Source organism: Oscillibacter sp. KLE 1745 (assembly GCF_000469445.2).
Lineage (GTDB): Bacteria > Bacillota > Clostridia > Oscillospirales > Oscillospiraceae > Oscillibacter > Oscillibacter welbionis.
Genome location: NZ_KI271756.1, coordinates 638 through 25,257, shown reverse-complemented (window position 1 = coordinate 25,257; position 24,620 = coordinate 638). Strand labels below are relative to the sequence as shown.

Sequence of the window (24,620 nt, the reverse complement as noted above, 5' to 3'; positions counted from 1 at the left end):
GGCCGCCCGGAAGGGCGGCCGCTTTGTGTGTTTTGAAGAGGGGGAGAATCACAGTCCCTGGGCGATCATGGCCGTGGAGATCTTCTTGAAAGCGGCGATGTCATTACCGGCAATCAGGTCGTATCCCAGACCGTACTCCTCCGCCGCCGCGGCGGAGGCATCATAGATGCCGCCCATGATCTGCTTCAGGCGGCTGTCCACCTCCTGGCGGGTCCAGCTGTACCGCAGGCTGTTCTGGACCATCTCCAGGGCGGAAACCACCACGCCGCCGGATCCGGAGGCCTTGGAGCCTGCGGTGAGGATCTTGGGACTCAGCCGCAGGAGGCGCAGGGCCTCGGCGGTGGCGGGCATATTGGCCGCCTCCACATAGTAGCGGACGTTGTTGGCCACAATCATCACGGCATCCTCCACGTCCAGCTCATTCTGGGTGGCGCAGGGGATCACGATGTCCACCGGCACTTCCCAGGGCCTTTTGCCGGGGAAGAACTCCACGCCGAAGCGGTCGGCGTAAGGCTCCACCTTGTCGGCGCCGCCGGCGCGCATGGACAGCATGAAATCGAACTTCTCCTGGGTGCAGACGCCGTCGGGATCGTAGACATAGCCGTCCGGCCCGGAGAGGGTGACCACCTTGCCGCCCAGCTCCGCGCTCTTGCGGCACACGCCCCAGGACATGTTGCCGAAGCCGGAGACGGCCAGGCGCTTGCCCTCCAGGGTCTCGCCCTGGTGTTCCAGCATCCGGGCCAAGAAGTAAACAGTGCCGAAGCCGGCGGCCTCCTGGCGGATGACGCTGCCGCCGTAGGTCAGGCCCTTGCCGGTAAGAGCGCTGCTCTCCGCCTTTCCGGTGAGCCGCTTGTACTGGCCATAGAGATAGCCGATCTCCCGGGAGCCCACACCGATGTCACCGGCGGGGATGTCGGTGTCTGCGCCGATCAGACGGTACAGGGCTGTCATGAAGCTCTGGCAGAAGCGCATGATCTCCCGGCTGCTCTTGCCCCGGGGATCAAAATCCGCGCCGCCGGCGGCGCCGCCGATAGGCAGCCCCGTCAGGGCGTTTTTGTAGGTCTGCTCAAAGCCCAGGAACTTCACGATAGAGGGGTTGACGGAGGGATGGAACCGCAACCCACCCTTGTAGGGGCCGATGGCGCTGTTGAACTGCACCCGGTAGCCGTGGTTGGTGTGGGCCATGCCCTGATCGTCCATCCAGGGCACAGTGAAGGTCAGCATTCGATCCGGCTCCACCATTCGGGTCAGCAGGTCCACCCGCTCATAGATGGGATTGTCCTCCAGGGCCGGGGCAATCATCTCCAGCCAGGTGAGAACGGCCTGGAGATACTCCGGCTGGCCGGCGTACCGCTGCTGGAGGTCGGCGGACACGCGGGAAACATAGTCGCTCATGCTGATGCCCTCCTTAGACCAAACCGTAGGCCAGCATGGCGTCAGCCACTTTCAGGAAGCCGGCGATGTTGGCGCCGGCCACCAGGTCGCCGGGCTTGCCGTACTGGGCGGCGGCGCCCGCGGCGTTGTGATAAAGGTTGGTCATAATGTCCTTCAGATGGCTGTCCACCTCCTCGAAGGACCAGGACATGCGCATGGAATTCTGGCTCATCTCCAGGGCGGAGGTGGCCACGCCGCCGGCGTTGGCGGCCTTGGCGGGGGCAAAGAGGAGACCGGCAGCCTGCAGGGCTTCCACCGCGTCGGGAGTGCAGGGCATGTTGGCACCCTCGGCCACGGCGAAGCAGCCGTTCTGGATCAGGGCTTTGGCAGCGGACAGATCCAGCTCGTTCTGGGTGGCGCAGGGCAGGGCGATGTCACAGGGCACCTGCCACACGCCGGAGCAGCCCTCGTGGTACTCCGCTTCCGGGCGGACGGTCACATACTCCCGGATGCGCTTGCGCTCCACCTCCTTCAGCTGCTTCACCAGCGCCAGGTCGATGCCGTTGGGGTCGTGGACAAAGCCGTTGGAGTCGGACATGGTGACCACCTTGGCGCCCAGGGCCGTGGCCTTTTCGCAGGCGTAGATGGCCACATTGCCGGAGCCGGAGATGGCTACCTTGGCGCCCTCAAAGCTGCGGCCCGCGTCCTTGAGCATATTGTCGGCAAAGTAGCACAGACCATAGCCGGTGGCCTCGGTTCGGGCCAGAGAGCCGCCGTAGCTGAGGCCCTTGCCGGTGAGGACGCCGGTGAACTCGTTGCGCAGCCGCTTGTACTGGCCGAAGAGATAACCGATCTCCCGGGCACCCACGCCGATATCGCCGGCGGGCACGTCGGTGTCCGGCCCGATATACTTGAAGAGCTCGGTCATGAAGCTCTGGCAGAAGCGCATGACCTCCGCGTCGGACTTGCCCTTGGGGTCGAAGTCGCTGCCGCCCTTGCCGCCGCCGATGGGCAGGCCGGTCAGGCTGTTCTTGAAGATCTGCTCAAAGCCCAGAAACTTGATGATGCCCTCGTACACGGAGGGGTGGAACCGTAAGCCGCCTTTGTAGGGGCCGATGGCGCTGTTGAACTGCACCCGGAAGCCCCGGTTCACGTGGATGTTGCCCTGGTCATCCTCCCAGGGCACCCGGAACTTGATGATCCGCTCCGGCTCTACCAGGCAGTCCATGACGCCCTCTTTGATATACTCCGGCTTCGCCTCCACCACCGGGACCAGGGAGGTCAGAACCTCCTGGACCGCCTGGTGAAATTCCGGCTCTGCCGGATTCCGCCGGACCACGCGCTCCATCAGGCCGCTTAGATACTCGTTCTGAATGCTCATGGTGAATCCCTCCAAAAACCAGACTTGGCGGATGACCGCGCCGCGGCCTCCGTCCGTGTTTGTATCGACCACATTGTAATACTGGGCGCGTCTTTGCGTCAACGACTTTTGTCCGCGCAAGAACATGTTCGGCGGATTTCTCAAGTTTTAAACGCCTGTTATGAGACTTTCTGGCACTTCTCCTTTGAAATCAAAAATATTTAGAAAATATTTCCATTTAATAAAAAGAGGAACCCTAAGCACAGAGCTTTGGGCTGGTCTGGCCGATCCCTGTACAGGCTTGGCGGAAAATCGTGGGGAAAATACATAAGGTTTCGCGTTTGAAAAGGGATGGAATTGGTCAAACCAATAAAACTTTGCGGGAGCGGGGAAGTTGAGCGCAAGTTTCTCTTGACAGGGGGCGGAACAGTGTGTTACCGTCTTTGCATACCAAAAATATGATGAAGGGAACAAGTAGCCCGCTTCGCTCCGCTTTCAGAGAATTGCCGGTTGGTGCAAGGCAACAAGCGTCGGATCTGGTGAAATCATCCTGGAGTAGCCTGCTGAAAGAGAACTCTCTGATAGGCAGTGCCGGGCGCACCCGTTACCGTGCAGGGCCTGTTGGGGCCTGCTGAGATGGCGGCGGAAGGATCTTCCACCGTTAACAAGAGTGGTACCGCGAAGGTGTTTCAAAAGCCTTTGCCTCTTGCTTGCAAGAGGCAAAGGCTTTTTTCTTTCACTTCGGCCGTTCTGTTCAGGGCCCATCGGCAAAACCATTCCCACCCACATCGTCAAGAAACAGAAAAGGAGAACACGAACATGGCAATCAAAAAGTATTACGACACTGACTGCAACCTGGGCCTGCTGGACGGCAAGACCGTGGCCGTGATCGGCTTCGGCTCTCAGGGCCATGCCCATTCTGAGAACCTGGCCGAGAGCGGTGTCAACGTGGTGGTGGGCCTGCGGAAGGGCTCCTCCCACTGGGCCAAGGCGGAGGAGTTCGCCGCCACCTGTCCCAATTTCCGCGTGATGGAAGTGGAGGAGGCCGCCAAGGCCGGCGACATCGTGATGATGCTGGTGCCTGACGAGCTGTGCGCCGACATCTACAACAAGCAGATCGCCCCGTACATGACCGAGGGCAAGACCCTGGCCTTCGCCCACGGATTCAATATCCACTTCAAGACCATCGTGCCCCCCGCCAACGTGGACGTGATCATGGTGGCTCCCAAGGGCCCCGGCCACACGGTCCGCAGCCAGTACCTGGAGGGCAAGGGCGTGCCCAGCCTGATCTGCGTGGAGCAGAACTTCACCGGCAAGGCCAAAGAAGTGGCTCTGGCCTATGCCTCCGGCATCGGCGCCGGCCGCGCCGGCATCCTGGAGACCACCTTCAAGGAGGAGACCGAGACCGACCTGTTCGGCGAGCAGGCCGTTCTATGCGGCGGCGTCTGCGGCTTGATCCAGGCCGGCTTCGAGACCCTGGTGGAGGCCGGCTACGAGCCGGAGATGGCCTACTTCGAGACCTGCCACGAGATGAAGCTCATCATCGACCTCATCAACGAGGGCGGCTTCGGCAAGATGAGCTACTCCATCTCCAACACCGCTGAGTACGGCGACTACCGCACCCGCAGCCGCCTGATTACCGAGGACACCCGCAAGGAGATGCGGCAGATCCTCAAGGAGATCCAGGACGGTACCTTCGCCTCCGAATTCCTGGCGGAGATGAACCCCAACGGAGGCCGCAAGACCCACTTCCTGGCCATGCGCCGCATGGCGGCCGAGCACCCCATCGAGAAGGTGGGCGCCCAGCTGCGCAGCATGATGAGCTGGCTGAAAAAGTAAGAGGACCCAAGGCACCGGCCCGGAGGCGGGAACACCTCCGGGCCGGGTAGAAAAAGGAGGAAAGCAAGACCTATGCGCAGTGATAATGTGACCAAGGGCGCCGAGCGGGCACCCAACCGGAGCCTTTTCTACGCCCTGGGCTACACGCCGGAGGACCTGGAGAAGCCCCTGATCGCTGTGGTCAGCGCCCACAGCGACATCGTTCCCGGACACATGAATTTGGACAAGCTGACCGACGCGGTAAAAAGCGGCATCGAGGCCGCCGGCGGTACCCCCTTCATGGTGCCCGCCATCGGCGTGTGCGACGGCATCGCCATGGGCCATGTGGGCATGAAGTACTCCCTGGCCAGCCGGGAGCTGATCTGCGACAGTGTGGAGACCATGTTCATGGCTCACCAGTTTGACGGCTGTGTGCTGGTGCCTAACTGTGACAAGATCGTCCCCGGCATGGTGATGGCGGCGGTGCGGATGAACGTGCCCGCCGTGGTGTGCAGCGGCGGCCCCATGCTGGCCGGCACCTACGACGGCCAGGAGGTCAGCCTCTCCAAGATGTTCGAGGCTGTGGGCTCCTACAAGGCAGGCATGATCTCCGCCGAGCAGCTGGAGGACTGCACCCAGAACTGCTGTCCCGGCTGCGGCAGCTGCTCCGGCATGTACACCGCCAACTCCATGAACTGCCTGTGCGAGGCCATCGGCATCGGCCTGCCGGGCAACGGCACCATCCCCGCGGTGTACAGCAAGCGGCTGCAGCTGGGCCGCCGGGCCGGCGCCGCCATCATGGAGATGGTCCGCCGGAACATCTGCGCACGGGACATCATCAACGCCCGCAGCATCCGCAACGCCCTGACCTGCGACATGGCCCTGGGCTGCTCCACCAACACGGTGCTGCACCTGCTGGCCATCGCCCAGGAGGCGGGCTGCCCGGTGGACCTGGCCCTGTTCAACGAGATCAGCGAGAAGACCCCCAACCTGTGCCACCTGGCCCCGGCGGGCCCCACCCACATGCCGGACCTGTACGCGGCCGGCGGCATCCCTGCTGTCCAGGCGGAGCTGGCCAAGCGCGGCCTTCTGGATCTGGACTGCCTGACCGTCACCGGCAAGACCGTGGGCGAGAACATTCAGGGGGTCCAGAACCTCAACCACAACGCCATCCGGCCCATCGAGGATCCCTACTCCCCCACCGGCGGACTGCAGATCCTCTGGGGCAATCTGGCCCCCCACGGCTGCGTGGTGAAGCGCAGCGCCGTGGCCCCGGAGATGCTGACCCACACCGGTCCCGCCCGGGTGTTTGACAGCGAGGAGGACGCCATCGCCGCCATCTACGCCGGTAAGATCGTCCCCGGCGACGTGGTGGTGATCCGGTACGAGGGCCCCAAGGGCGGCCCTGGTATGCGGGAGATGCTGAATCCCACCTCCGCTCTCGCGGGTATGGGTCTGGACAAAACCGTGGCCCTTATCACCGACGGCCGGTTCTCCGGCGCCAGCCGGGGCGCGTCCATCGGCCACGTCAGCCCGGAGGCCGCTTCCGGCGGTCCCATTGGCCTGGTGCAGGAGGGCGACGCCATCGCCATCGACATTCCCAATGCCTCCATCATGTTGCAGGTATCTGAGGAAGAGCTGGCCGCCCGGAAGGCCGCCTATGTCCAGCCTGCCCCCAACATCACCACCGGCTGGCTGGGCCGTTACGCCCGGATGGTCACCAGCGCCGACGAGGGCGCGGTCCTCCGCTGAACGCCTGAGATCGGGAGGAATGCAACATGCACGTACAAGAGATGTACCGGCGGCTGACGGGCCTTGTGGTGTTCCGCCGGCTGCTGCAGGACCCGGTGGTGGCCGCCTGCGGCGAGATGCTCTCCGCCCGGGTGCGGGGGGACAGCGGCGATTTCTCCGCCGCCTGCGCCGGATTTGAAGCCGCCCTCTTCCAGTCCAGTGACAGCTGGTCCTGCTATCTGCGGGAGGCGGTGCTGGAGAGCGAGAACGTCTGCATCCGGGGGCAGGCGGTGGGCAGGAGCTCCGTCCTTCAGGAAAGCCTGCGGCGGGAGCTGGCCTTCTTCGACCAGCTCTCCCAGCTGCAGCTGGAGGACCTGACGGCGAGTCTGCGGGAGCCCCCGGAATTTCTGGTGGGCTGGGTCGTGTCTCCCACCGATATCACCCGGGAATACCTCCGCCGGATGGAGGAGGTGGGGGTGAAGGGCTACGGCATCTTCGCCCGGTACCACGTGTTCACGGTGGAGGAGGGGCAACTGGCGCCGGTGAAGCACCCGGATCCCCAGAGGCTGGAGGAGCTGCCTGGCTATGAGCGGGAGCGGGAGAAGGTCATCGCCAACACCCGGGCCCTGCTGGAGGGAAAGCCCGCCAACAACGTGCTGCTGTATGGTGACGCGGGCACCGGCAAGTCCAGCGCCATCAAGGCCATCGCCAACGCCTTCGCGGACCAGGGGCTGCGGCTGGTGGAGGTCAAGAAGAACCAGCTCTATCAGATCCCGGACCTGATGGACGCCCTGGCGTCCAATCCGCTGAAGTTCATCCTCTTCATCGATGATCTGAGCTTCACCGCCAATGACGACAACTTCGCCGCCCTCAAGGCGATCCTGGAGGGCAGCGTGGGCGGCCGGGCCGGCAACATCGCCGTCTACGCCACCAGCAACCGCCGCCACCTGATTAAGGAGACCCTCACCGACCGGGAGGGCGACGACATCCACGAGAGCGACACCCGCCAGGAGCTGATGAGCCTGTCCGCCCGGTTTGGGCTGACCATCACCTTCGGCAGCCCCGACCGGGAGCGGTATCTCCACATTGTGGAGGAGCTGGCCAAGCAGTACGGGGTGGAGCTGGACCCCAGACAGCTGGCGGTCCGCAGTGAGGCATTCGCGGTCCGCTCCGGCGGACGCAGCGCCCGGGTGGCCAAGCAGTTCATCGAGCTGTGCAAGGCCGGCGTCTTCAGCTGACGCCGCGGCGGGACAGTATCTGATAAAGAGAAAGGGGCAGTTCCCATGACAGCAGTCTATTTACAACTGGCGGCGTATGCCTGTGCAACCACCTTTTCCCCGGGGCCCAACAACATTCTGCTGTTCAGCAGCACCAGCCGGTACGGCATCCGGAAGTGCTGGCCGCTGATTTTTGGGATCTGGGCGGGATTGATCACCGTTATGCTGCTGTGCGGCTTCGGCTGTGCCTGGCTGGGAGAGCTGGTGCCGCAGATTGTCCCCGTGGCCAAGTATGTGGGCGCGGCCTATATCCTCTATCTGGCCTACCGCACGCTGATGCGCAGCCCCGGCGCCAAGAAGGAGGACGGCCCCTCCGGCAAGCCGCTGTCCTATGTGAACGGCTTCCTGCTGCAATTCCTGAACGTCCACATCCTGATGCTGGGGATCGCCGCCTATTCCGGTTACATCCTGCCCCATGGGTATACGGTGCCAGCCGTGCTGTGCTTCTCTGTCATCATGGCTGCCTGCGCCGCCACCGGAAACCTGATCTGGGCCACGCTGGGCGCGCTGCTGTACCCGCTGTACAGCCGGTATTACAAATTTGTCAACGCCGTTATGGCGCTGCTCCTGCTCTGGTGCGCCTGGAAAATCATCTCCGTCTGAGAATACATGGTCCGAACGCCCTCCCAAGCCGGGAGGGCGTTTTTTGTGCGGAACAGGCATGTCCGCACCTCCTTATATTATATAATGTAGGACGGGCGCTCCTGCGGCGACACCCAGGGGAGCGGTTTTTGGGGGATAGAGAGGCTGTGCGGCAGATTTGCGAAAAATTTGCGCAAACTGGACGCCGCCGGGCGCCTGATAAAAAGCCGACGCTGTCAAGTAAATGATTAGCTGATAAAAAATTTTCTGCATATTGTGCAAAAAAGTTCCGCAAAATTGTAATAATAGCTGTTTTTTACGTTAACACGTTGACTGTATAAGCACACCATGTTAAAATCTTCTTACTCCCGCAGTTCAGATCCATTTCTGCCTGAATGTGAGAGGAAACCAATTAAGAAGGAGAAAAGAAGTAAGATGAAAAAGTTTTTTGCACTTCTCCTCGCACTGGTGATGTCCCTGTCTCTGGTGGCCTGCGGCGGCGGAGATACCGCCAACGAAGACACCAGCACCGATGACACTGCTACCGAGGAGAACGGCGGCGATACCGCCACTGCCAGCGATGTGGAGATCGCTGTGGTCCTGAAGACCCTGGCCTCCGAGTACTGGGGCTATGTGAAGGCCGGCTGCGATGCCGCTGCCGTTGACCTGGGCGTTACCGTCAACGTGGTGGGCCCCGGCGCTGAGAGCGAGATCGAGCAGCAGGTTTCTATGATTGAGCAGCAGATCGGCGCGGGCTGCGATGCCATCATCGTCGCTCCCAATGACGCCGGCGCCGCTTCCGGTGCGCTTGCCAGCGCCATCGGCAGCATCCCCGTTCTGTCCGTCGATACCAATGTGGGCATTGAGGGTCAGACCAGCTTCGTGGGCACCTCCAACGTGGACGCCGCGAAGGAAGGCGGCCTGTGGGCCGCTGAACAGGCCGGTGAGGGCGCCAACGCCGTCATCATCTATGGCCAGGAGGGCGACAACACCTCCAATATGCGCCGCGAGGGCTATCAGGCCGCCTGCGACGAGGCCGGCGTCACCGTTCTGGACGCTCTGTCCGGCCAGAACACCACCGACGGCGCCACCAAGACCATGGAGGACCTGCTGAACGCTTATCCCGACCAGATCGACATCGTGCTCTGCCACAATGACGATACCGCTATCGGCGCCATGAACGCCTGCAAGTCCGCCGGCGTGGACGACATGATTATCGTCGGCTTCGACGGCAACGCCTCCGCCGTGGATCTGATCCTGGCCGGCGAGATGGTGAAGGCCACCGTTGCCCAGCAGCCCTATGAGATGGGCTACCAGGCTGTGGAGGCCGCGCTGAAGGCCATCAAGGGCGAGACCGTGGAAGAGGTCATCAACGCTCCCGTCACCGTGGTCACCGCTGAGAACGGCCAGGAGTACCTGGATAGCCTGGCTGCCATGCAGGGCTGATCAGCCTGTGCCCCTCAGATCTCACATCTGAATGAATGGAATATGGCGGCAGTGGTCCTGCCGCCATATTCCCGTTCCGCACCTCCCCGCGGGCGGCGGGGACCGCTGAAATCAGGAAACAGAAACGAGGTAATCCCATGAGCGAGTATGTTGTCGAGTTGAAGAACATTACCAAACGTTTTCCTGGTGTCGTCGCATTGAAAAATATGTCTATTGGCATCCGGCCGGGAGAGATCCACGGCCTGATCGGCGAAAATGGCGCCGGCAAGTCCACCTTGATTAAGGTGCTCACCGGCGTTCACACTCCTGAGGAGGGGGAGATCTACGTGGACGGCCAGAAGGTCGTCTTCCACAACCCCGTCCAGTCCCGCGAGGCGGGCATTGCCTGCGTATACCAGGAGCTGAACATCGTCAAGCAGCTGTCTGTCACGGATAACGTTTTCATGGGACGCGCCGTCAAGAAAAACGGCCTTCTGGACTACCCCAGAATGTACGAGGAAGCCAAGCAGGCCCTGACCACGCTGGGCCATCCCGAAATTGATGTTAAAATGGAATGCGGCAAGCTGGGTACCGGCCAGCAGCAGATGGTGGAGATCGCCAAGGCTGTGTCGCTGGACGCCAAGCTGATTATCATGGACGAGCCGACTTCCTCCCTGGGCAAGGAGGAGATCAACCAGCTGATGGAGACGGTCCGGGGCCTGAAGGCCAAGGGCGTGGCCATCCTGTTCGTCTCTCATAAATTGGAAGAGCTGTTCGAGCTCTGCGACCGGGTCACCGTCATGCGGGACGGCGAACATATCGTCACCCAGGACATCGGTGACATGACGGAGGACTCCCTGATCAACGCCATGGTGGGCCGGACGCTGGACAACCTGTATCCCAAGGAGTTCGGCGTCAAGGGCGACGTGTGGCTGGAGGCCAGGAACCTCAACGAGGCCGGCGTCCTCCATGACGTGAGCTTCAAGGCCTACGGCGGCCAGATCACCGGCTTTGCCGGCCTGGTGGGCGCCGGGCGGACGGAGACCATGCGGGCCATCTTCGGCGCCGACAGGTTGGACAGCGGCGAGATCTACGTCAAGGGGGAGAAGGTACATATCCGGACGCCCAAGGACGCCATCAAGAAGAAGATTGCCTTCCTGACCGAGGACCGCAAGGGCCAGGGTCTGGTGCTGTCCCTGGACGTGCGGACCAACCTCATTCTGGCCAATATGAAGGGCTTCTCCAACGGCCCCTTCCTGAACAAGGGGAAGATTGAGAAGTCCGGCCAGGACAATGTGGAGTCCCTGCGGATCAAGACTCCGTCCCTGGACGAGGTGACGGCCCAGCTCTCCGGCGGCAACCAGCAGAAGGTGGTTATCGGCAAGTGGGTCAACACCGACGCGGACATCTTCATTTTCGACGAGCCCACCCGCGGCATCGACGTGGGCGCCAAGATCGAGGTCTACCATGTCATGAATGACCTGGTCAAGGCCGGCAAGTGTGTGATCATGGTCTCCTCCGAGCTTCCGGAGATCCTGGCCATGAGTGACCACGTGGTGGTCATGCGGGGCGGCCGGGTCATGGCCAATATCGACCGTGATACCCCGCACTTCAACTCTGAGGATATCATGAAAGCGGCCTGGGGAGGAGAATTAGACTGATATGAAAAAGAAGAATTCCGGAAAAGAGCTTTTGCAAAAGCTCGGCACCCTGATGGCGCTGGCGCTGCTGGTTCTCATTTTCTGCGTGATGATGCCCGATAAGTTCCCGCGGATCAGCAATATCATGAACATCTTCAAGCAGGCTTCCATCAACTGCCTGATCGCCTCCGGCATGCTGTGCGCCCTGATCACCGCCGGCATCGACCTGTCCGTGGGTTCCAACTGCGTGCTGTGCACCTGCACCATCGGCGTGCTGGTCCAGAACTTCGGCATCACCAGCATGCCGCTGCTGATCATCGCCGGCCTGGCGGTGAGCACGTTTGCCGGCTTTGTCAACGGCATTCTGCTGACCCGTTTGGACCTGCCCCATCCCTTCGTGTCCACCTTGGGCATGAAGAACGTGCTGTGGGGCCTGGCCCTGGTGATTACAGGGTCGAAATCCATTGCCTTTACCAACACCGGCGTGGACAACCTGATGTGGATCGGCGGCGGCTCCCTTTTCAAGACCGAGACCTTCCCCGGCATCCCCTTCAGCTTCATCCTGGTGCTGATCGTGTTCGGCATCTTCCACGTGTTCCTGACCCGGTCCGCCCTGGGCCGCCAGATCTACTGCGTGGGCGGCAACCCCGAGGCGGCGCGCCTCTCCGGTATCCCCTCCAAGAACGTGCTGACCTTCGTCTACTCCCTGTCCGGCTTCATGGCCGGCATGGCGGGCGTGGTGTCCGTGGGTCGTCTGGCTTCTGCCAACGGCAATGCCGGCTCCACCTATGATACTGATGCCATCGCGGCCTGCATCATCGGCGGCGCCTCCTTCACCGGCGGCAAGGGCACCATCTGGGGCACCCTGATCGGCGCCCTGCTGATGGCGGTCATCCGCAACGGCCTGAACCTGATGGGCGCCTCCAACGACATTCAGTACATCGTCATCGGCGCCGTCATCATTCTGGCGGTCACCATCGACGTGTTCCGGAACAAGGCTGAGGCCAGGGCCCGGAAGATGGCTGCCCAGTAAGCGGACATCCTTTGGAGCGCATTTGAAACGTGAAACGGCGGGGACTGCGGTTCCCGCCGTTTTTCCTGTCCGCCCCTTTCGGCGTGACAAGACGGCGGAGATGTGCTAAGATAGAGACCCGGCAGGACTGCAGTCCCGCTGGGATCAATTTGAACGAGCGAGGTGTCCCCCATGAACCAAAGAGAGCTGGGTGAGCTGCGCCGCCGGTTCCGGCCGGAGAAGAGCGCCATCAGCCGTGTTTACGGCTGCTATGTGAACAGCAGCCGCGAGATCATCGCCTATATCGACCAGTCCCTGGGCCTCATGCCCCAGGAGGAGGCGGAAAAATACCTGGGCCTGCTGAAAAAGGCCCTGTCCGGCACCCTGGGCCGGAACCTGATTGACATCGTGTTTTCCACCCAGCAGGTGGCGGACAGCGAGGAGCACCGCCTGCTCTCCGCCCTGCGGACGTCCGAGCTGAAGGACGCGGAGGCCCGGGATGCCTTTTACCAGCAGGTCATCGGCTCCCTGGACATGGGGGAGAACAACTATCTGATCCTGCTGGGGGCCGACGCCTATGATGTGCCCCACCGGGGCAAGGACGGCGAGGTGGACCGGGATGCCTGCGAAGAGGTGTTCCGCTACTTCGTCTGCTGCGTCTGCCCGGTGAAGGATGGGACGCCGGAGCTGGGATACTTCCATGGGGAGAACGAGTTCCACATCTCTATGGAGAAGCAGATCGTGGGCCAGCCGGAGCTTGGCTTTTTGTTCCCGGCCTTTGATGACCGGACGGCCAACCTTTACAACGCCCTGTTTTACAGCCGGAAGCCGGACGAGCTCCATCAGGAGTTCATTGACGCAGTGTTCCGCACAGAGCCGCCCATGTCCGCCGCCGAGCAGCGGGAGACCTTTCAGTCCGCCCTGTGCGGCACTCTGGAGGGGGCGTGCAGCATGGAGGTGGTGCAGTCTGTCCACGACTACCTGCGCCAGCGGATCCAGGAACACAAGGAGAGCCGGGACCCGGAGCCGCTGGCTGTCACCGCAGGCGAGGTGAGCGGCGTGCTGCGGAACTGCGGCGTGCCGGAGGAGCGGGTGGAGGCGTTCCAAACCGCCTGCGGCCAGTCCTTTGGCGAGGGGGCGCTGACCCCGGCCAACCTGATCGACGCCAAGCACTTCGCGGTCAAGACCGCCGACGCCACTATCCAGGTGGACCCGGAGCGGAGCTATCTGGTGGAGGCCCGGATCATCGACGGACGGCGCTACCTGCTGGTCCCGGCGGACGAGAGTGTGGAGGTCAACGGTCTGGGGGTCCGGATTGCCGCCGCCAAAGACGGCGGAGAGACTACATAAACAGGGAGGAAGGAATATGCTGAAGCAGATCCTGATCGACGCCGACACCGGCATTGATGATTCCATCGCCATTCTGTTTGCCCTGAAGCGGCCGGACGTCCGGGTGATGGGCGTCACCACCGGCTTCGGCAACACCACAGCCCGGCAGGCGGCGGAAAACAGTCTGCGGCTGATCCGACTGGCCGGTGTGCCTTATGAGGTGCCGGTGGCGGTTGGAGCCACGGAGCCGCTGGCGGGGAACTGGAAGGGGCCGGATCCCCACATCCACGGGCCCAACGGCATCGGCGGGGTGGAGCTGCCGCCTTCGCCCCAGCAGCCGCTGGAGGAACCGGCCTGGGCGTTCATCGCCCGAATGGCCCGGGAGCACCCCGGCGAGCTGACCTTGGTGACGCTGGCCCGAATGACGAATCTGGCAAAGGCTCTGGAGATAGAGCCGGATCTGCCCCGGCTGTTGAAACGGGTGGTGTTCATGGGCGGCACGTTCCACGCGCCGGGAAACGTGTCCCCGGTAGCGGAGGCCAACATCGCAGGGGACCCGGAGGCGGCGGACCGGGTGTTCCAGGCGGGCTTTGACCTGACTATGGTGGGGCTGGATGTGACCCAGAAGGTGCGGCTGACCACGGACCATGTGGCGATCCTGGACAAGTACGCCGCGCCGGAGAACCGGCCCATTGTGGACTATCTGAAGCAGGCACTGCCCTTCTACTTCCGGTTCAACCGACTGCAAAACAACTGTCTGGACCACTGCCCGGTCCACGACCCGCTGGCCATGCTGGCGGCGGTGGATCCCAGTGTGGTGACGGTGCGGACCATCCCCGCCCGGGTGGAGTGCGGCGGCAGCTTCTGCCGGGGCATGGTGGTGGCGGATCTGCGGGAGCATCCCATCGAGGCTCCCGGCGTCTCCATCTGCGTGGATGTGGACAGCCGCCGGGCCCTGGAAGAGCTGCTCACCACCTTTATGGCATGAGGGAGGAGAAGGACATGCGCGTTGTCAACTTCGGGTCCCTGAATATCGACTACGTCTACCGGGTGGACCACTTCGTCCAGCCCGGAGAGACCATGAGCGCCCAGTCCCTGCAGATCCAGTGCGGCGGCAAGGGGCTGAACCAGTCCGTGGCTCTGGCTCGGGCCGGGGTGGAGACCTGGCACGCGGGCCTCATCGGGCCGGAGGGGCATTTTCTGAAGGAGACGCTGGACCGGGCAGGCGTCCACACCCGGTTTGTGGAGGAGTCCGCAGGCAGTACCGGCCACGCCATCATCCAGGTGGACAGCACCGGCCAGAACAGCATCCTGCTCCACGACGGGGCCAACGGCCGCCTGACCCCGGACTTTGTGACGGCGGTGCTGGATCAGTTCTCAGCCGGGGACACGGTGCTGCTGCAGAATGAGACCAGCTGCGTGGAGGAAATCATCCACCAGGCGGCCCGCCGGGGGATGCGGACGGCCATGAACGCGGCTCCCGCCAATGAGAAGCTGGTGGGCCTGCCGCTGGAGGCGCTGTCCTGGCTGTTGGTGAACGAGGTGGAGGGCGCCTTTCTGGCGGGAACGGAGGCGCCGGAGGCGATTCTGGACACGCTGGCGGCGCGGTACCCGGAGACCACTGTGGTGCTGACCTTGGGAGAACAGGGCGCTGCTGCAGCGCGAGGGGGCTGGCGGGCCTGGGGCCCAGCCCGAAAAACGGCGGTGGTGGACACCACTGCGGCGGGAGACACCTTCACCGGCTACTTCCTGCGCCGGGCGCTGGAGGGCGGCACACTGGAAGAGGCACTGTCCCTGGCCGCGGCGGCCAGCGCCCTGGCGGTGTCCCGGCCCGGCGCGGCGGATGCGGTGCCGGGATATGAAGAGGTCCTGCGGACCCTGTAAATCGGAAAAACACGGAAGCCCCGGACGAAACTCCGTCCGGGGCTTCCGTTTCTATCCTGCGGGCCTCTGCGGGCCAGTAGGCCCTCAGTCCCGCTTTCGGGCGGCGGCGGAGCCCAGGCGGAGCTCCGTCCGATACTTGGCCACCGTGCGGCGGGCGATGCGGATGCCCTGCTCCGCCAGCAGCTCCGCCAGCTTCTGGTCACTGAGCGGGCGACTGTGGTCCTCCTGCCGGATCAGCTCCAGCAGCCGCAGCTTCACCGTCTGCTGGGAGGGACCCTGCTCCCCCAGAGCGCGGCTGAAGAAATAGCGGAGGGGGTACGTCCCCTGCCGGCACTGGAGGTATTTCTCCCGAGTGGCCCGGGAGACGGTGGAGGGATGGAGGTGGAGTCGCTCCGCCAGTGTCACCATGGTCATGGGGACCAGCTCTGTGGTCTGGCCGGCAAAAAAGGCCCGCTGGGTCTCCAGGATCGCCTCCGCGCACTGGCGGAGGGTGCTGCCCCGGCGCTCCAGGCTGTTCAGCAGCCACTTGGCCTGCTGCATCTTTTGCTGGAGATAGGCCCGGGTCTCCGGCTCGTCGGATTCCTTCAGAAGCCGCACATAGTACTGGCTGATGGACACCCGGGGAAGGTAGTATTCGTTCAGGATCACCTGGAGCTTTCCGTCTAGTTCCGCGATGAACAGATCCGGCCGGACATAGAGTGTGGGCTCCGCCGGCTGGAAGGAGCGGCCGGGGCAGGGATCCAGGGCAGAGATCCGCTTTTCCGCCGCCCGGACCTCCTCTGGCGTGGTATGGAGTTCCCGGGCAATGAGGCTGTAATGCTTCTTGCCCAAGTCCGGCAGGAAGCGGCGGACGATCTCCATATCCAGGGGGGAGGGAGCATCCTGCCGGGCCAGCTGCAGCAGCAGGCACTCCGACAGGGACCGGGCGCCCACGCCGGCGGGGTCCAGGCTCTGGAGGGTCTCCAGCGCCTGCTGAGTCAGGGCCTGGGGGATCTTCAGCTCTGCCACGCCGTCCAGGTCCTCCTGGCTGAGGCGGCCCTCCTCGTCCACCAGCTCTGCCAGATACCGGGTCAGGGCCAGCAGGGGCTTGGGCAGGCGCCGGCGCTCCAGCTGGTCGCAAAGGAAGGCGGAGAGGCTCTCCGTCTCCCGGTCCGCGGCGCCCCGGTCCGGCATGGCGCCGTGGCCGTCCTCCGGCAGGCCGCCATTGATCCAGTGGACCTTCTGCCGCAGGGCCTCATAGGCTTTGTGGAGGGAGGACAGATCAGTCTGCTCCACCAGAGGGTTTTCTTCGCTGACCTGGTTCAGATAGTCCAGCAGCTCCTGGGAGTTCATCTGCAGAAGCTCCATGGACTGCAGGAGCTGGGGGGTGAGCTTCAGCTCCTGCCGAAGCTCTGTGCTGAGATGGATCAAACTCATGGACCGGAACCTCCTCTCACGCCCGGGCGGTCACGTATTTGGCAATCTTGCGGGCTGCTGTGGCCTGGGAGATGCCCAGCTCCCGGGCCACGGCCACTGTGGTGCCGCACCGCTGGTAGGAATCCCGGATGATTTGGGCCTCGTAGGCGTCCATCCGCTCCGCCAGCGTGCCGCCGGGAAGCAGCTCCGCAGGGGCCGACGCGTCGGCGGTGTACTCCAGCGGCAGGGCAGGAATGTCCAGAATGGGGTCCTGGGCAGTGATTACCAGCCGCTCCATCAGGTTCTCCAGCTGGCGCACGTTGCCGGGCCAATCGTACTGCTCCAGAAAAGCCAGAAAGCGGGGGCTGCAGGTGAGGGACTTGTTGTACTCCCCGCAGAAGCGGGCCAGGAACTGGTGGGCCATGGGGACGATGTCCTCCTTCCGCTGCCGCAGGGGGGGGATGTGGATGCGGATGACGTTCAGCCGGTAGAAGAGATCGGACCGGAACAGACCGAGCTGCACCGCCTCCTCCAGATTGCGGTTGGTGGCAACGATCAGCCGGAAGTCCAGCTCGATCTTCTGGGTGCCGGAGAGGCGCTCAATGGTCTTCTCCTGAATCAGCTGCAGGAGCTTGGACTGGATATGGGCGGGCAGCTCGCCGATCTCATCCAGGAACAGCGTGCCGTGGTTGGCCAGCTCGATCTTGCCGATCTTGCCGGAGGAGGAGGCCCCGGTGAAGGCGCCCTTCTCATAGCCGAACAGCTCTGACTCAATGAGATTTTCATGGAGCACCGCGCAGTTTACCTCGATAAAGGGCCCGTTTGCACGGTTGCTCATCTTGTGAATGGCCTTGGCGATGGCGCTTTTACCCACGCCGGTCTCTCCGGTGATGAGAATGTTGGCCCGGGTGTTGGCAGTGTTCTGCATCAGCGTCCACAGCCGCTGCATGGGGGCGCTTTTGAACAGCAGATTGGTGGAGGTGGCCCGGGTCCGCAGTTCCGCGATCTCCTGGGAGTAGTGCTGCAGGGAATCCTGCATCCGGCGGTAGTTCCGTTGGATGGAGTTGATCTGCTCCATGGACACGGTGTTGAAGCAGACGGCGTATTTCAGCTCCCCGTTGGCGTCAAACAGGGGAATGCCCACGGTCATCACGTTTTTGTGGGTGTGGTTGATGGTCTGTGTGGCGCTGATCTTCTTCCGCCGCCGGATGACCTCCGCCGTAATGCAGGGGGTGAAGGTGCCGTCCGCCTCCAGATCAAAGGCGGACTTGCCAACGATGGAGTCATGGGCAAAACCGAAGTTTTTCTCATAGGTCTCGCTGACCCGCAGAATGATGCCGTTGCCGTCCGAGACCATCATGTCGTCCGCCAGGACCAAGTTGTTTTCCGGGCTGAGGATCTCCAGAAGTCCCTCCAGATTGATCCCCTCGTCGTGGAAAGCAGAAAAAGACGGAATCGCCATAGGCGCAGACCTCCTGTGCCGGACTGAATGCCGGTTGCTCTATTCAAAAATGAGTATAGCATATTCAAAAATGAATAGGAAGAGGCGGGAAATATTTTTGGCTCGTGAAATTTCACGAAAATTCGACAGACAGACTGCTGTATTTCACAAACAAACTGCGGAAAATGCTGGAAGACACTGATAAATTTGTTATTCAAAAATGAATAATCCCGTATGGAAACGGCTGACGGCACCGGGAAAACCAAGCGATTTACCACTTGGATTTTAGCAACCTACACAAAAAAACGAACCGAAAATGAGAGAATTACACCTGGAAAAATGGCATGATTTTTGCTATAACTAAATTGTTGGATGATTACTCTCCAACAGTTTGCTGAGCAAAATATGATTAAGGAGGACATTCCAATATGTATCAGACCATTCGCTATGAAAAGAACGGCAATATCGGGATCGCCACCATCAACCGCCCCGAGGCGCTGAATGCGCTGAACTCCACCGTGATCTCTGAGCTGGAACAGCTCATCAGCGAGGTGGAGAAGGATGCCGAGCTGGGCGCCTTCATCATCACCGGCGAGGGCCGCTCCTTCGTGGCCGGCGCCGACATCGGCGAGCAGAGCACCATGGACGTGGCCGCCGGCCGCAAGTGGGGCCAGCGGGGCAGCGCCCTGTTCCGCCGGATCGAGAAGCTGGAGATCCCCACCATCGCCGCAGTGAACGGCTTCGCTCTGGGCGGCGGCTGTGAGCTGGCCATGTCCTGCGACATCATTCTGGCCGCCGGCCCCAACGCTGAGGGCAAGGGCGGCGCCAAGTTCGGCCAGCCCGAGGTGGGCCTGGGCATCACCCCCGGCTTCTCCGGCACCCAGCGTCTGCCCCGCCGTGTGGGCGTGGCCAAGGCCAAGGAGTTGATCTTCTCCGGCAAGCAGATCGGTGCTGAGGAGGCCAAGCGCATCGGCCTGGTGAATGAGGTCTATGCCGCCGAGGAGCTGCTGAACAAGGCTGTGGAGATGGCCAAGTCCTTCACCGCCAACGCCCCCATCGCTGTGAAGTATTCCAAGGCTTGCATCGACCGCGGGATGCAGATGGACATCGACAACGGCATCGCCCTGGAGAACGAGCTGTTCGCCATGTGCTTTGCCACCGAGGACCAGAAGGAGGGCATGGGCGCCTTCCTGGAGAAGCGCAAGGAGAAGCACTTCCAGAACAAGTGAGCGCAGACCGGCAAGAGGCCGTCCATTTCATTACATATAAAGAGGGAAGTCAGGCATGAAAAAAGTTCGCGTGCTTACCGCCGAGGAGGCGGCGCTGCTGGTGAACGACGGCGATACCATCGCCACCGGCGGCTTTGTCAGCTGCGCCTGCCCTGAGGCGCTGTCCAAGGCATTGGAGAAGCGGTTCCTGGAGACGGGCCATCCCAGAGATCTGACGCTGTTCTTCGCGGCAGGCCAGGGCCACCGGGACGGCACCGGCGGCGACCACTACGGCCACGAGGGCATGGTCAAGCGGGTCATCGGCGGCCACTGGGACCGGGCCCCCAAGCTGGGCGATCTGGCCCTGAGCAACAAGATCGAGGCGTATAACCTGCCCCAGGGCGTCATCTCCCACATGTACCGGGACATCGCGGCCCACAACATCGGCACCATCACCCACGTGGGCCTGTACACCTTTGCCGACCCCCGCAACGGCGGCGGCAAACTCAACGATGTCACCAAGGAGGACCTGGTGAAGGTCGTCGAGATCGAGGGCCAGGAGCGGTTGCTCTACAAGGCGTTCCCCATCAATGTGGTGTTCCTGCGTGCCAGCTACGCCGACGAGTACGGCAACTGCACCGTTCACCGGGAGATCGGCCCCATCGACGTCACCGCCATGGCTCAGGCCTGCAAGAACTCCGGCGGCCGGGTCATCGTCCAGGTGGAAAAAATCGTCCAAGGCGGCAGCCTGGATCCGAAACTGGTGGCAATTCCCGGTATCTATGTGGATTCTATTGTGGTAGGATCCATTGAGGATAACGAGCAGTGCCTGGGAATGCCCTATGACGGCAGCCTGACCGGCGAGTTCCGCATTCCCGTGGACGCCATCCCACCCATCCCGCTGGACGCCAAGAAGATCATCGCCCGCCGGGCCGCCATGGAGCTGCCCCAGGATGCCATTGTGAACCTGGGCACCGGCGCGCCGGAAAAAATTGCCAACGTGGCGGCGGAGGAGGGCATCTCCGACAAGATGACCCTGACCGTGGAGGCCGGCTCCATCGCCGGCGTGCCCATGGGCGGCACCCAGTTCGGCGCCGCAGCCAACTCCATGGCCATCATCCCCCACAACGTCCAGTTTGACTTCTACCAGGGCGGCGGCCTGGATGTGGCCTTCCTGGGCCTGGCGGAGACGGCACCCAACGGCGACCTGAACGTGTCCAAGTTCGGCACCCGTCTGGCTGGCGCCGGCGGCTTCATCGACATTACGCAGAATGCCAAGAAGGTGGTCTATTGCGGCACCTTCACCGCCAAGGGCCTGAAGACTGCCTGCGAGGACGGCAAGCTGGTGATCGTCCAGGAGGGCGCCAAGAAGAAGTTCGTCAACCAGGTGGAGCACATCACCTTCTCCGGCAAGTATGCCGTGCAGGTGAAGCAGCCTGTTCTGTACATCACCGAGCGGGCTGTGTTCGAGCTGCGGCCCGAGGGCGTGACTCTGATCGAGATCGCGCCGGGCATCGACCTCCAGACCCAGGTGCTGGATCAGATGGAGTTCATGCCGAAGATCGCTGAGGACCTGAAGCTTATGGACGAGCGCATCTTCAAAGATGAGCTGATGGGACTGGCGGAAGCCTGAGAATTTCCACCGTCGCAGCAATGCGATTTCCAGCCCTGACCGGGCCGCAAATCGCGCCGCTGCCTCGAAACCGGCGAAGCGCCGCCAGCGGCGGATCAAGCGAGCCGGGTTCCCCCTCTCCCTCACACGGCGAGGGAGCCGCGCCCAGTGGCGCGGGCCATGGAGTTCCGGGCAGGCGAAGCTCACCTGGAACACATTGAAATGTAAAAGACCCCCATTTTTTTGAGGAGGAAAAAAAGAAATGGCATTGATGACCGCACAGGAGTATGTAGAGAGCCTGCGCAAACTGAATACCCGGGTGTATATGTTCGGGGAGAAGATTGAGAACTGGGTGGACCACCCCATGATCCGCCCGTCCATCAACTGCGTGGCCATGACCTACGCTCTGGCCCAGGACCCCCAGTATGCCGACCTGATGACGGTGAAGTCCAGCCTGACGGGCCACACCATCAACCGCTTCACCCACCTGCACCAGTCCACGGAGGACCTCATCAACAAGGTGAAGATGCAGCGCCTGCTGGGCCAGAAGACCGCTTCCTGCTTCCAGCGGTGTGTGGGTATGGATGCGTTCAACGCCGTGTTCTCCACCACCTATGAGATCGACGAGAAGTACGGCACCCGCTATCACGAAAACTTCAAGAAGTTCCTGACCTTCGTCCAGGACAACGACCTGACGGTGGACGGCGCCATGACCGACCCCAAGGGCGACCGGTCCAAGGCCCCCAGCCAGCAGGCGGACCCGGACATGTACGTGCATGTGGTGGAGCGCCGCGCTGACGGCATCGTGGTCTGCGGCGCCAAGTGCCACCAGACCGGCTCCATCAACAGCCACTGGCACATCTTCATGCCCACCATCTCCATGGGCGAGGCGGACAAGGACTGGGCGGTGAGCTTCGCCTGCCCGACAGACGCCGAGGGCATGTACATGATCTACGGCCGGCAGAGCTGCGATACCCGGAAGCTGGAGGAGGACGCGTCCATCGACGTGGGCAACGCGAAGTTCGGCGGCCAGGAGGCCCTGGTGGTGCTGGACCACGTGTTCATCCCCAACGAGTACATCTTCCTCAACGGCGAGTATGAGTTCGCCGGCATGATGGTGGAGCGGTTCGCGGGCTACCACCGGCAGAGCTACGGCGGCTGCAAGGTGGGCGTGGGCGACACGCTGATCGGTGCTGCGGCGCTGGCAGCGGAGTACAACGGCGTGGAGAAGGCCAGCGCGGTGAAGGACAAGCTGATCGAGATGATCCACCTGAACGAGACGCTGTACTGCTGCGGCATCGCATGCTCCTCTCAGGGCTTCCGGACGAAGGCGGGCAACTATCAGATCGACCTGCTGCTGGCCAACGTGTGCAAGCAGAATGTGACTCGCTTCCCCTATGAGATCGTCCGCCTGGCAGAGGACATCGCGGGCGGCCTGGTGGTGACGATGCCGTCCCAGAAGGACTTCCACTCCGACACGGTGGTGGGCCGGAACGGCGAGACCATCGGGGAGATCTGCAACAAGTTCTTCGCCACCCGGGAGGGTGTGAGCACAGAGGACCGTCAGCGGATCCTGCGGTTCATCGAGAACCTGTGCCTGGGCGCGGCCGCCGTTGGCTACCGGACAGAGTCCATGCACGGCGCGGGCTCTCCCCAGGCCCAGCGCATCATGATCGCCCGCCAGGGCAACCTCCAGGCCAAGAAGCAGATGGCCAAGGAGATCGCCGGCATCCAGAACTAAGGTCCCACTGTTGCGGCATTGCGATCCCCGGCCCCTGACGGGCCGCCAAGCGCGCCGCTGCCTCGAAACCGGCTCGCTTGCTCTGCCGCTGGCGGCGCATCGCCGGTTTCCCCCTCACGTTCGCACAGCGAACATGTCGACCCGGCGGGCAGAGGTGTTTTGCCCGAAGTGAATTCGTGCAAAACAGAATTTCATAAGCAAACCTGCCGGAATATTTCATACATCGTTGCGTTTTCCAAATTTGAATATAAGGAGAAGACATCATGGATTTCAATCTCAGCCGTGAGCACCAGCTGGTCCGGAAGATGATGGCGGAATTCACCGAGAATGAAGTGAAGCCCATCGCTGCCGAGACCGACAAGACCAGCCAGTATCCCCGGGAGAACATCGAGAAGCTGTTCGACCTGGGCGTGATGGGCATGTGCGTCCCCAAGGAGTATGGCGGCGCTGGCGCTGACCCCCTGGCCAGTGCCATCTGCATCGAGGAGCTGTCCAAGCAGTGCGCCTCCACCGGCGACATCGTGGCCACCCACAACGGCCTGTGCTGCGATCCCATCATCACCCACGGCACCGAGGCCCAGAAGGCCAAGTACCTGCCCATGCTGACCAAGGGCCACAAGGTCGGCGCCTTCTGCCTGACCGAATCCGACGCCGGTTCCGACGCCGCCAAGGGCCAGACCGAGGCCAAGCTGGACGGCGACCACTATGTCCTCAACGGCTCCAAGATCTTCATCACCAACGGCTACGTGGCCGACGTGTTCGTGGTCTTCGCCATGACCGACAAGTCCAAGGGCACCCGCGGCATCTCCGCCTTCATCGTGGAGAGCAGCTTCCCCGGCTTCTCCGTGGGCAAGCACGAGGAGAAGATGGGCCTGCACGGCTCCCCCACCGCCGAGATCGTGTTCACCGACTGCATCGTTCCCAAGGAGAACCTGCTGGGCCAGGAGGGCAAGGGCTTCAAGATCGCCATGCAGACCCTGGACGGCGGCCGCATCGGCATCGCGGCCCAGGCTCTGGGCATCGCCGAGGGCGCCATGGAAGAGGCCATGGCCTACACCAAGGGCCGTGTCCAGTTCGGCAAGCCCATCAGCAAGTTCCAGAACACCCAGTTCACCTTCGCCGATATGGCGATGCGCTCTGAGGCGGGCCGCCTGCTGACCTATCAGGCCGCCGTGCTGAAGGGCGAGGGCAAGCGCTTCACCAAGGAGGCGGCCATGGCCAAGCTGTTCTGCTCTGAGCACGCCATGCTGACCACCACCAAGGCGCTGCAGATGTTCGGCGGCTACGGCTACACCAAGGACTATCCCCTGGAGCGCATGATGCGCGACGCCAAGATCACCGAGATCTATGAGGGCACCAGCGAAATCCAGCGTGTGGTCATCTCCGGCAATATCGGCCTGTAAGAGGAGGAAGAACGAATTATGAAGATCATTGTTTGCGTCAAGCAGGTCCCCGATACCTCCGGCAAGGTGGCGGTGAACCCGGATGGCACCCTGAACCGTGCCTCCATGCAGACCATCACCAACCCCGATGACATGAACGCCGTGGAGGCTGCCCTGAAGCTGAAGGACGCCACCGGCTGCAAGGTCATGGTCGTCACCATGGGTCCGCCCCCGGCAGCCGGCATGCTGCGGGAGCTGATGGCCATGGGCGCTGACGAGGGTGTCCTGGTATCCGCCCGCGAGTTCGGCGGCTCCGATACATACGCCACCTCCCAGATCCTGGCCGCCGCCATCTCCACCATCGGTGTGGAGGAGGACGACATCGTCATGTGCGGCCGGCAGGCCATCG

Annotated in this window: 18 protein-coding genes and 1 pseudogene; 15 read left to right on the top strand and 4 right to left on the bottom strand. The window is 62.6% G+C overall.

What is annotated here, in order from left to right; all coding sequences use genetic code 11:
• Positions 1-48 precede the first annotated feature (48 nt).
• Positions 49-1,395, bottom strand: a complete 1,347-nt coding sequence (gdhA, locus tag HMPREF1546_RS14395; RefSeq protein WP_021748968.1) for an NADP-specific glutamate dehydrogenase — start codon at positions 1,393-1,395, stop codon at positions 49-51.
• A 13-nt stretch (positions 1,396-1,408) separates the two neighbouring features.
• Positions 1,409-2,755, bottom strand: a complete 1,347-nt coding sequence (gene gdhA, locus HMPREF1546_RS14390; protein WP_036630105.1) for an NADP-specific glutamate dehydrogenase — start codon at positions 2,753-2,755, stop codon at positions 1,409-1,411.
• A gap of 798 nt (positions 2,756-3,553) precedes the next feature.
• Between gdhA (HMPREF1546_RS14390) and ilvC the strand changes: the two genes are divergently transcribed.
• From ilvC to HMPREF1546_RS14340, 10 genes are all read left to right on the top strand, one after another.
• Positions 3,554-4,573: a ketol-acid reductoisomerase gene (ilvC, locus tag HMPREF1546_RS14385; RefSeq protein ID WP_025544393.1), complete on the top strand. Its 1,020-nt coding sequence runs from the start codon at positions 3,554-3,556 to the stop codon at positions 4,571-4,573.
• 72 nt (positions 4,574-4,645) lie between these two features.
• Entirely contained in the window at positions 4,646-6,304 is a 1,659-nt protein-coding gene (gene ilvD / locus HMPREF1546_RS14380; RefSeq protein ID WP_021748972.1) for a dihydroxy-acid dehydratase, read from the top strand.
• 26 nt (positions 6,305-6,330) lie between these two features.
• Entirely contained in the window at positions 6,331-7,521 is a 1,191-nt protein-coding gene (locus HMPREF1546_RS14375; RefSeq protein ID WP_021748973.1) for an ATP-binding protein, read from the top strand.
• A 45-nt stretch (positions 7,522-7,566) separates the two neighbouring features.
• Positions 7,567-8,163, top strand: a complete 597-nt coding sequence (locus HMPREF1546_RS14370; RefSeq protein WP_021748974.1) for a LysE family transporter — start codon at positions 7,567-7,569, stop codon at positions 8,161-8,163.
• Between the two features lie 414 nt (positions 8,164-8,577).
• Positions 8,578-9,588 carry a sugar ABC transporter substrate-binding protein gene (locus HMPREF1546_RS14365; RefSeq protein ID WP_021748976.1) on the top strand — a complete coding sequence of 337 codons (1,011 nt, stop codon included), beginning with the start codon at positions 8,578-8,580 and terminating at the stop codon, positions 9,586-9,588.
• 137 nt (positions 9,589-9,725) lie between these two features.
• Positions 9,726-11,228: a sugar ABC transporter ATP-binding protein gene (locus HMPREF1546_RS14360; RefSeq protein ID WP_025545139.1), complete on the top strand. Its 1,503-nt coding sequence runs from the start codon at positions 9,726-9,728 to the stop codon at positions 11,226-11,228.
• 1 nt (position 11,229) lies between these two features.
• Positions 11,230-12,240 (top strand): ABC transporter permease, encoded by a 1,011-nt coding sequence (locus HMPREF1546_RS14355; RefSeq protein WP_021748978.1) that lies wholly within the window; start codon positions 11,230-11,232, stop codon positions 12,238-12,240.
• Positions 12,241-12,411: 171 nt separating this feature from the next.
• Positions 12,412-13,569 (top strand): DUF4317 domain-containing protein, encoded by a 1,158-nt coding sequence (locus tag HMPREF1546_RS14350; RefSeq protein ID WP_021748979.1) that lies wholly within the window; start codon positions 12,412-12,414, stop codon positions 13,567-13,569.
• A 16-nt stretch (positions 13,570-13,585) separates the two neighbouring features.
• Positions 13,586-14,536, top strand: coding sequence for a nucleoside hydrolase (locus HMPREF1546_RS14345; RefSeq protein WP_021748980.1), 951 nt, complete (start codon positions 13,586-13,588; stop codon positions 14,534-14,536).
• Between the two features lie 14 nt (positions 14,537-14,550).
• Positions 14,551-15,432 carry a ribokinase gene (locus HMPREF1546_RS14340; protein ID WP_036630108.1) on the top strand — a complete coding sequence of 294 codons (882 nt, stop codon included), beginning with the start codon at positions 14,551-14,553 and terminating at the stop codon, positions 15,430-15,432.
• An 84-nt stretch (positions 15,433-15,516) separates the two neighbouring features.
• Here the strand turns inward: HMPREF1546_RS14340 and rpoN are convergent, their stop codons facing one another.
• Together rpoN and HMPREF1546_RS14330 are read right to left on the bottom strand one after the other, a co-directional pair.
• Complete coding sequence (rpoN, locus tag HMPREF1546_RS14335; RefSeq protein ID WP_021748982.1) at positions 15,517-16,848, bottom strand: RNA polymerase factor sigma-54; 1,332 nt, start codon at positions 16,846-16,848, stop codon at positions 15,517-15,519.
• 16 nt (positions 16,849-16,864) lie between these two features.
• Positions 16,865-18,289 (bottom strand): sigma-54-dependent Fis family transcriptional regulator, encoded by a 1,425-nt coding sequence (locus HMPREF1546_RS14330; RefSeq protein WP_021748983.1) that lies wholly within the window; start codon positions 18,287-18,289, stop codon positions 16,865-16,867.
• A 407-nt stretch (positions 18,290-18,696) separates the two neighbouring features.
• Between HMPREF1546_RS14330 and HMPREF1546_RS14325 the strand changes: the two genes are divergently transcribed.
• The 5 genes and pseudogenes from HMPREF1546_RS14325 to HMPREF1546_RS14305 all read left to right on the top strand — a co-directional run.
• The gene (locus HMPREF1546_RS14325) at positions 18,697-19,497 is read left to right on the top strand and encodes an enoyl-CoA hydratase-related protein (protein WP_021748985.1); all 801 of its coding nucleotides are present in this window, start codon (positions 18,697-18,699) and stop codon (positions 19,495-19,497) included.
• 55 nt (positions 19,498-19,552) lie between these two features.
• Positions 19,553-21,109 (top strand): acyl CoA:acetate/3-ketoacid CoA transferase, encoded by a 1,557-nt coding sequence (locus HMPREF1546_RS14320; RefSeq protein ID WP_021748986.1) that lies wholly within the window; start codon positions 19,553-19,555, stop codon positions 21,107-21,109.
• Between the two features lie 241 nt (positions 21,110-21,350).
• The gene (locus HMPREF1546_RS14315; protein WP_021748987.1) at positions 21,351-22,829 is read left to right on the top strand and encodes a 4-hydroxyphenylacetate 3-hydroxylase family protein; all 1,479 of its coding nucleotides are present in this window, start codon (positions 21,351-21,353) and stop codon (positions 22,827-22,829) included.
• Between the two features lie 263 nt (positions 22,830-23,092).
• Positions 23,093-24,232: an acyl-CoA dehydrogenase gene (locus HMPREF1546_RS14310; protein ID WP_021748988.1), complete on the top strand. Its 1,140-nt coding sequence runs from the start codon at positions 23,093-23,095 to the stop codon at positions 24,230-24,232.
• A gap of 18 nt (positions 24,233-24,250) precedes the next feature.
• Positions 24,251-24,620: pseudogene (locus tag HMPREF1546_RS14305) on the top strand (electron transfer flavoprotein subunit beta); the annotation flags it as partial.

Bases quoted from the DNA above. Each gene is read 5' to 3' on its own strand.
- gdhA (WP_021748968.1), bottom strand. From the start codon at position 1,395: ATGAGCGACTATGTTTCCCGCGTGTCCGCCGACCTCCAGCAGCGGTAC.
- gdhA (WP_036630105.1), bottom strand. From the start codon at position 2,755: ATGAGCATTCAGAACGAGTATCTAAGCGGCCTGATGGAGCGCGTGGTC.
- ilvC (WP_025544393.1), top strand. From the start codon at position 3,554: ATGGCAATCAAAAAGTATTACGACACTGACTGCAACCTGGGCCTGCTG.
- ilvD (WP_021748972.1), top strand. From the start codon at position 4,646: ATGCGCAGTGATAATGTGACCAAGGGCGCCGAGCGGGCACCCAACCGG.
- HMPREF1546_RS14375 (WP_021748973.1), top strand. From the start codon at position 6,331: ATGCACGTACAAGAGATGTACCGGCGGCTGACGGGCCTTGTGGTGTTC.
- HMPREF1546_RS14370 (WP_021748974.1), top strand. From the start codon at position 7,567: ATGACAGCAGTCTATTTACAACTGGCGGCGTATGCCTGTGCAACCACC.
- HMPREF1546_RS14365 (WP_021748976.1), top strand. From the start codon at position 8,578: ATGAAAAAGTTTTTTGCACTTCTCCTCGCACTGGTGATGTCCCTGTCT.
- HMPREF1546_RS14360 (WP_025545139.1), top strand. From the start codon at position 9,726: ATGAGCGAGTATGTTGTCGAGTTGAAGAACATTACCAAACGTTTTCCT.
- HMPREF1546_RS14355 (WP_021748978.1), top strand. From the start codon at position 11,230: ATGAAAAAGAAGAATTCCGGAAAAGAGCTTTTGCAAAAGCTCGGCACC.
- HMPREF1546_RS14350 (WP_021748979.1), top strand. From the start codon at position 12,412: ATGAACCAAAGAGAGCTGGGTGAGCTGCGCCGCCGGTTCCGGCCGGAG.
- HMPREF1546_RS14345 (WP_021748980.1), top strand. From the start codon at position 13,586: ATGCTGAAGCAGATCCTGATCGACGCCGACACCGGCATTGATGATTCC.
- HMPREF1546_RS14340 (WP_036630108.1), top strand. From the start codon at position 14,551: ATGCGCGTTGTCAACTTCGGGTCCCTGAATATCGACTACGTCTACCGG.
- rpoN (WP_021748982.1), bottom strand. From the start codon at position 16,848: ATGAGTTTGATCCATCTCAGCACAGAGCTTCGGCAGGAGCTGAAGCTC.
- HMPREF1546_RS14330 (WP_021748983.1), bottom strand. From the start codon at position 18,289: ATGGCGATTCCGTCTTTTTCTGCTTTCCACGACGAGGGGATCAATCTG.
- HMPREF1546_RS14325 (WP_021748985.1), top strand. From the start codon at position 18,697: ATGTATCAGACCATTCGCTATGAAAAGAACGGCAATATCGGGATCGCC.
- HMPREF1546_RS14320 (WP_021748986.1), top strand. From the start codon at position 19,553: ATGAAAAAAGTTCGCGTGCTTACCGCCGAGGAGGCGGCGCTGCTGGTG.
- HMPREF1546_RS14315 (WP_021748987.1), top strand. From the start codon at position 21,351: ATGGCATTGATGACCGCACAGGAGTATGTAGAGAGCCTGCGCAAACTG.
- HMPREF1546_RS14310 (WP_021748988.1), top strand. From the start codon at position 23,093: ATGGATTTCAATCTCAGCCGTGAGCACCAGCTGGTCCGGAAGATGATG.